Origin of the sequence: Gordonia marina, from assembly GCF_052036135.1 — a bacterium.
Classification (GTDB): domain Bacteria; phylum Actinomycetota; class Actinomycetes; order Mycobacteriales; family Mycobacteriaceae; genus Gordonia.
In genome coordinates, this window is sequence record NZ_JBPSDN010000032.1 from 44,945 (window position 1) to 51,391 (window position 6,447).

Consider the following 6,447-nt stretch of genomic DNA (forward strand, 5'->3'; position numbering starts at 1 on the left):
TTCTGTAGAGTCCGGAAGCATGAGCCACGTATTCGACGACGCCATCGCGGTCACCGCTCTCGACGACGGCGCCTTCCGTGCGCACGCCCACCCCGCGTACGCCAACATGGTCGGGCCGTTCGGCGGCATCACCGCGGCGACGGTGGTCCACGCGCTGCAATCCCGCCCCGATGTCCTCGGCCATCCGCTCGCCCTCACCCTCAACTACGCGGCGCCGATCGGCGACGGGGACTGGGAACTGCATCCGAGCGTGATCCGCACCAACCGCACCAACCAGCACTGGGTGTTCCACCTGGTGCAGAACGGCCAGACGGTCTCGACCGGCAGCGCGGTCTTCGGCCTGCATCGCCCCACCTGGGAGAGCACCGAATCGGTGCCGCCGGCGGTTCCCGCCGCCGACGAGGTCGGCGCCGTGGACTTTCCGGATTTCATCGCGTGGGCCGCGAACTACGACAAGCGTTTCGTCACCGGCGCGCTCGCGGCCGGCCCGGACGGCAAGAGCGACGACTCCACGTCGACCCTGTGGATCCGCGACGCCCCCGAGCGGCCGCTCGACTATCCGTCGCTCACGTCGATCACCGACAACTTCTACCCGCGCGTCTTCCTGCGGCACGGCACCTACATGCCGGCCGGGACCATCACGCTGACCACGTACTTCCACGCCACGCCCGACGAGCTCGCCGCCCAGGGCGACCGGCACGTCCTCGCCACCGTGCGCGCGGCCCGCTTCGGCAACGGTCACTTCGACGCCGACGGCCAGATCTGGTCGGGCACCGGGGACGACGCCGTGCTGCTGGCGACCACGCACCAACTGGTGTACTTCAAGGACCCCGGGTAGCCGCCGCCGCGGTGATATTTGTGCTCCGGGGACAACAACCGGGGCGGATTTCGTATCTCTAGGCCGTTTCGTCGTCCCCCTCAACTCAATAGTGTCAAGCATCACATTGAAGTTGAAGGGTGATGACTGTGACACAAGCGGGAACGTACTTCGCGTGGGAACTGGCGTCCCGGGGAGCGGCACCGTGTATCCGTGACGATCGGCTGGAACTGAGCTACCGGGAGTTCGCCGAGCGCGTCGACGCCGTGGCCGAGCAACTCGCCGGTCTCGGAATCGGACCGGGTGACGTGGTGGCGACGTTCCTGCCGAATCGCGTCGAACTGGTCATCACCCTGATGGCCGCGTGGCGGTTGCGGGCGATCGGCACCCCGGTGAATCCGGGCTTCACCGATTCCGAGGCCGAATACCAGCTGGGCGATTCGGCAGCCGAGGTGGTGGTGGGGCAGGCGCCGATCGGTGACCGCGACGCCCGCATCTTCCTCGACGTGGACCGGCTCGCCGAGCGGCCCAGCGACGGATGGGTGCCGCCCGCGCCGCCCACCGCCGCGGACGACGCGCTGCTGATCTACACCTCGGGCTCCACCGGTCGTCCCAAGGGCGTCCGGCTCGGGCACGACAATCTGCGGTTCTTCACCGAGAGTTCGATCGAGTTCTTCGAGCACGACAGCTCGACGCACGGTCTGCTGATCCTGCCGCTCTTCCACGTGAACGCCATCTGCGTCACGGTCCTGACCTCGATCGCCGTCGGCGGCCAGGTGAGCATCACCGGCCACTTCTCGGTCGGCCGGTTCTTCGACGACGTCGCCCGTCTGCGGCCGACCTTCTTCTCGGCCGTGCCCACCATCTACGCGATGCTGGTGTCCAAGGGCGACGTCCCGGCGGGCGCGCTCGACTCGCTCCGCTTCGCGATCTGCGGTGCGGCGCCGATCTCCAAGGAACTGCTCGACAAGACCGAGCAGCTGTTCGGGGTGCCGATCGTCGAAGGCTACGGCCTGACCGAGGGCACCTGTGCGTCGTGCTGCAACCCGATCCACGGCCCGCGCAAGCTGGGCACCGTCGGTCCGGTGCTCCCCGGCCAGACCGTCCGCACCGTCGACCCGCAGGGCGACGAGGTCCCGGTCGGTGAGCGCGGCGAGGTGGTGATCGCCGGACCCGCCGTGATGCGCGGCTACCTGAACCGCCCGGAGGCCACCGCGGAGACCATCGTCGACGGCTGGCTGCACACCGGCGACATCGGCGTCTTCGACGAAGACGGCTACCTGCGCATCGTCGACCGGATCAAGGACATGATCATCCGCGGCGGCGAGAACATCTACCCCAAGGAGATCGAGGTCGCGCTCGCCGGGCACGAGGCGGTCCTCGAATGCGCGGTGGTCGGTGCGCCGGACCCGATGTTCGGCGAGGTGCCCGTCGCGTATGTCGTGACCTACCCCGACGCCGCGGTGACGGCGGAGGAACTCGCCGCCTTCCTCGAGCCGCTGCTCACCCGTGTGAAGCAGCCCAAGGACATCCATCTCGTCGAGGCGCTGCCCCGCAACCCCGTCGGCAAGATCGACAAGCCCGGACTCCGCCTGCGCCTGCGCGCGCAGGCCTGAACATCCATCCATCCCCACCGAACCAGCACGAAGGAGCTAGAGAACCATGGGATTCAAAGAAGGTGACTTCCCGCCGGTGAACCCGCCGGAATTCCTGAAAGAACCACTGCGAGACCGAGTCCGCACCCTCGCCACCCACTGGGCGGAGTACGGCTTCGGCACCCCGAAGATGGTGCACACGATCTACCTGCTCAAGGTGGGCATCCTGTACATCGTCGTCGGCTGGTGCCTCGCCGCACTGACCTCGCACCTCAACCCGGTGCACATCGGCGAGATCTGGAACCAGCCGATCATGTACCAGAAGCTGGTCCTCTGGACGGTCCTCCTCGAGACGCTCGGCCTCGCAGGCTCGTGGGGGCCGCTGGCCGGCAAGTTCTCCCCGATGACCGGCGGCGTGCTCTTCTGCGGCCGCGGCCGGCGATCAACCCCTACGCCACCGGCGTGGACGGCGTGTACATCTGCTCGCAGTCCGCTCCGCCGGGTGCGGGAGTGCACGGTCTGTGCGGCTTCCACGCGGCGAACTCGGCGCTGCGCAAGGCCGGCGTCGAGCTCCGATGACGACGGCGACGGGGCCGGTGGACGCCCAGGTGCGGGCGGCCATCGGCATCGTCGCCACTCGTTTCCGGGCGATGGAGCAGCAGATCATCGACGGGATGACCGCCGGCATGCTGGAGATCGACCATCTGGACGGCGATCCCGTCCTGGTCGATCTGCTCCGCGCCAGCGTCGAAGGCAACATCACCACCATCAACCACGTCCTCGCCAACGACATCCCCATCGCTCATCTGCAACCCACCACCGCCGCGGTCGAGTACGCGCTGCGGCTGGCGCAGCGTCAGGTGCCGTCGAATTCGCTGATGCGCGCCTACCGGATCGGCGAGTACGAGTACAACCGCCTGGGCCTGGAATTCCTGAAGGAGCTCCAGCTCTCCGAGGAGGTCGTGATCCGCGCCGCGAGCGAGCTCGCCAGGATCGTGTTCGAGTACATCGACTGGATCAGCCAGTACGTCTTTCAGGCGTACGAGGGCGAACGGCGCCGCTGGATCGGCGCCGAGGGCAACGTCCTCTCGTCCACGGTGAACCAGCTGCTCGACGGCGACGACGAGCCCGGTTCGTACGAGATCGAGTCGTTCGAGACGGAGACCGGGTACCGGCTCGACCGGACCCATCTCGCGCTGATCCTGTGGTCGTCGGATCCCGGCGTGCTGCTCACCGAGATCGACCGCGCCGCCCGCTCGCTGGTGGTCGCCCTGCACTCCGGCGCCGCGCCCATCATCACCGCGGTGGACCGCAGCACGGTGTGGGCGTGGGTCCCCTTCGGCAAGCGGGTGCCGTCGGTGGACTCGGCGACCGTCGCCGGGCAGGTCCGGCTACCGGCCGGATTGCGGTTGGCCCTCGGACTGCCGGGTGCCGGGGTGGCCGGCTTCCGCCGCTCGCATCAGCAGGCCCGCGCCGCGTACGACGTCGCCACCGTGGTGCCGCGCACCGAGCCGGTGGTGGTCGGCTACGGCGACCGCGGCATCGCGGTGGTGTCGGTGATGGCCCGCGACCTGCCGTCGACGCGCGCGTGGATCCGGGACATGCTCGGCCCCCTGGCCGCGGACACTCCCGGTGCCGAGGTGCTGCGCGCGACGCTGTCGGTGTTCCTCGCATGCGGCGAGAGCCACGTCCGTACCGCGGAGCGGATGACCCTGCACCGCAACACCGTCAAGTACCGGATCAGCAAGGCGATGGAAGCGCTGCCCCGGCCCGGCGACCGGATGGACCTGGCGCTGGCGCTGACGGTCTGCGATCACCTCGGGTCGGAGGTCTTGACACCGTGACCGGTTACCGCACGGTACATTCGGCGTGCGAACTCTCCCATTCTAAGGATTTTCTCATGACGGTGACCAGGATCGGACTGACCCGGCGGATCGGCGGCGCGGTGCTCGCCGGCGGCGCGGTGCTCGCGCTCGCGGGCTGCTCCAGCGACGGCGGATCGTCGTCGGACAAGGCCGCGTCGAGCACGACGGCGTCGAGGACGACCGCGCGCAAGGACCTCCCGGTCCAGCAGCTGGTGCTCCCGGCCGACCAGTTCCCGGCCGGATTCCAGGTGCAGGAGATCCCCGAGTCGCAGCTGCAGCAGATGACCGACCAGATCCTGGCGAGCACCAAGGGCGCCAAGGTGAGCCCGGCGTCGTGCGCGCAGCTGAACCTGGTGCCGGATCACTTCGATGTCAGCAAGGTGGGTCTCGCGGTGGCCACCAAGGGCACCGAGACCCTCGGCACGTCCGTCGTCGCCGGCCCGCAGACCACCATGGCGCAGCAGCGTGCCTCGGCGACGGGCAAGTGCCAGCACCTCACCATGGAGTTCGCCTCCGGCCCGGCGCAGGGCGCGAAGGGCGAGGTGAACCAGAAGGTCGTGAAGGCCCCGAAGACCAAGGCCGACGACGCGATGGTCGTCGAGCAGACCACGGTGATCTCCGTCGCGGGCAAGACCCAGACGATGAAGAGCCGCGTGGGCCTGGCCCTGGTCGACGGCTACCAGGTGTCGGTTCAGGGGTCGTCGATGACCGGTCAGGCGGTCGACGAGGCGACCTTCGACGATGTCTTCGCCAAGGCCGTGAACCGGGTCGCCGAGAAGGCCGGATAGGGCTCAGGCCAGCCGGGTGATCCGCACGCTCACGTCGAGTTCCGAGGTGCCGCCGCCGGTGTAGATGCCCTTGATCGGCGGCACGTCCGCGTAGTCGCGCCCGGTGCCGATCAGGATGTGGTGGCCGTCGACCGGGGTGGCGTTGGTGGGATCGATGCCCCACCAGCCCCCGGTCCACACCTCGACCCACGCGTGGCTCTCACCCGCGACGGTCTCGCCGATCGCGGCCGACGCCTTCGGGTGCAGGTAGCCGGAGACGTAGCGGGCCGGGATGCCTAGACTGCGGAGCATCGCGAGAGTGATGTGCGCGTAGTCCTGGCAGACCCCGGAGCGTCGTTCCCAGGCGTCGGCGGCGGTCGTATGGACCTCGGTGGTGCCCGGCAGGTAGCGCATCTCGGCGTTCACCCGGGCGACCACCGCCTCCGCGGCGGCCGCCGGAGCGAGGTCGCCGGCGGCCTCGCGGGCGTGCGCCGCCAGCTCGTCGGTGTGCGGCGTGTAGGGCGTGGGGCACAGCATCTCGTCGCAGGCGTCGACCACCTCCGCCGACCGCAGTCGTTTCCAGTCCGCGGCGACCGCCTCCGGCGGGCGGACCTCGTCCTCGGTCTCGACCACCGCGCTGCTGATCACCTCGAGTCGGTCGTGCGGGACGTGCAGGTCGAAGGTGATCACCTGCGTTCCCCAGTAGTCGGTGTACCGGTATTGCCGGGCGGTCGGGGCGGTGTCCACGTGCTCGGCCACCACCACCTGCCTGCTGTCGCCGCGCGGTGTGATCCGGGTTTCGTTGAAGCTGGTCGCGACCGGCGCCGAGTAGCTGAAACCGGTGGTGTGCACCACGCGCAGGCGGGTGGTCATCGAGTCCCCTCTCCGTCGAATCCGGTCGCCAGACCGGTGTCGGTCCACGACACGTACGGGGCGACGTGGAAGTGCTCGGCCACCACCGACTCGCTCACCCCGCGGCAGGTCTGCTGGATCCCGCGCAGATAGCCGGGCAGATCGCTGACCAGCTCGTGCGGATCGATGAATTCCAGCGTGCTGCGAGCCCGGCCGAGGAGCAGCAGCGCCTCCGACTGCCCGCCCACCCGGTCCGGCCGCTTGTCGAGTTCGGCCAGGTACTGCTCGGCGACGCGGAGCGTGTGGAAGACCGATCGCGGAAACAGCCGGTCGACCAGCATGAACTCGACCACGTTCGCCGCCTCCACGGCGCCGCGGTAGGCGCGGACGTACGTGTCCTGGCCGCCGGCGGCGGTCAGCACACGGCGGTGTCAACTCGTGGAAGCAACGTTGTCCTTCAGTAGGCGTTCGAAGACTTCCCGTGGAGTGTAGAAGCCCAGGCACTGCCGTGGCCGCTCGTTGAGCTCGCGGGCGATCGCTTCGAGGTACAG

5 protein-coding genes and 4 pseudogenes are annotated in these 6,447 nt (G+C 69.0%); 6 read left to right on the forward strand and 3 right to left on the reverse strand.

Going from position 1 to position 6,447, the window contains the following annotated elements; all coding sequences use genetic code 11:
- The first annotated feature begins 19 nt into the window (after positions 1–19).
- From ACSEEN_RS17060 to ACSEEN_RS17085, 6 genes and pseudogenes are all read left to right on the forward strand, one after another.
- Positions 20–838: an acyl-CoA thioesterase gene (locus ACSEEN_RS17060; protein ID WP_440713813.1), complete on the forward strand. Its 819-nt coding sequence runs from the start codon at positions 20–22 to the stop codon at positions 836–838.
- Between the two features lie 128 nt (positions 839–966).
- Complete coding sequence (locus ACSEEN_RS17065) at positions 967–2,433, forward strand: class I adenylate-forming enzyme family protein (RefSeq protein WP_440713814.1); 1,467 nt, start codon at positions 967–969, stop codon at positions 2,431–2,433.
- A gap of 46 nt (positions 2,434–2,479) precedes the next feature.
- Positions 2,480–2,836, forward strand: a pseudogene (locus ACSEEN_RS17070) (DUF3556 domain-containing protein); the annotation flags it as partial.
- A pseudogene (locus tag ACSEEN_RS17075) lies at positions 2,836–2,991 on the forward strand (FAD-dependent oxidoreductase); the annotation flags it as partial. The pseudogenes ACSEEN_RS17070 and ACSEEN_RS17075, both read left to right, overlap by 1 nt.
- On the forward strand, positions 2,988–4,256 hold the full coding sequence (locus ACSEEN_RS17080) for a PucR family transcriptional regulator (RefSeq protein WP_440713815.1): 1,269 nt from the start codon (positions 2,988–2,990) through the stop codon (positions 4,254–4,256). The pseudogene ACSEEN_RS17075 and the gene ACSEEN_RS17080, both read left to right, overlap by 4 nt.
- A 56-nt stretch (positions 4,257–4,312) precedes the next feature.
- A complete protein-coding gene (locus ACSEEN_RS17085; RefSeq protein WP_440713816.1) occupies positions 4,313–5,065 on the forward strand; it encodes a hypothetical protein in 753 nt (250 codons plus the stop codon).
- A gap of 3 nt (positions 5,066–5,068) precedes the next feature.
- Here ACSEEN_RS17085 and ACSEEN_RS17090 read toward each other — a convergent pair whose 3' ends face one another.
- From ACSEEN_RS17090 to ACSEEN_RS17100, 3 genes and pseudogenes are all read right to left on the reverse strand, one after another.
- A complete protein-coding gene (locus ACSEEN_RS17090; RefSeq protein WP_247865653.1) occupies positions 5,069–5,917 on the reverse strand; it encodes a transglutaminase family protein in 849 nt (282 codons plus the stop codon).
- Positions 5,914–6,318, reverse strand: a pseudogene (locus tag ACSEEN_RS17095) (alpha-E domain-containing protein); the annotation flags it as partial. The pseudogene ACSEEN_RS17095 and the gene ACSEEN_RS17090, both read right to left, overlap by 4 nt.
- A 9-nt stretch (positions 6,319–6,327) precedes the next feature.
- A pseudogene (locus ACSEEN_RS17100) lies at positions 6,328–6,447 on the reverse strand (IS30 family transposase); the annotation flags it as partial.

Coding starts and splice junctions, on each gene's coding strand:
- ACSEEN_RS17060 (WP_440713813.1), top strand. CDS start 20: ATGAGCCACGTATTCGACGACGCCATCGCGGTCACCGCTCTCGACGAC.
- ACSEEN_RS17080 (WP_440713815.1), top strand. CDS start 2,988: ATGACGACGGCGACGGGGCCGGTGGACGCCCAGGTGCGGGCGGCCATC.
- ACSEEN_RS17085 (WP_440713816.1), top strand. CDS start 4,313: ATGACGGTGACCAGGATCGGACTGACCCGGCGGATCGGCGGCGCGGTG.
- ACSEEN_RS17090 (WP_247865653.1), bottom strand. CDS start 5,917: ATGACCACCCGCCTGCGCGTGGTGCACACCACCGGTTTCAGCTACTCG.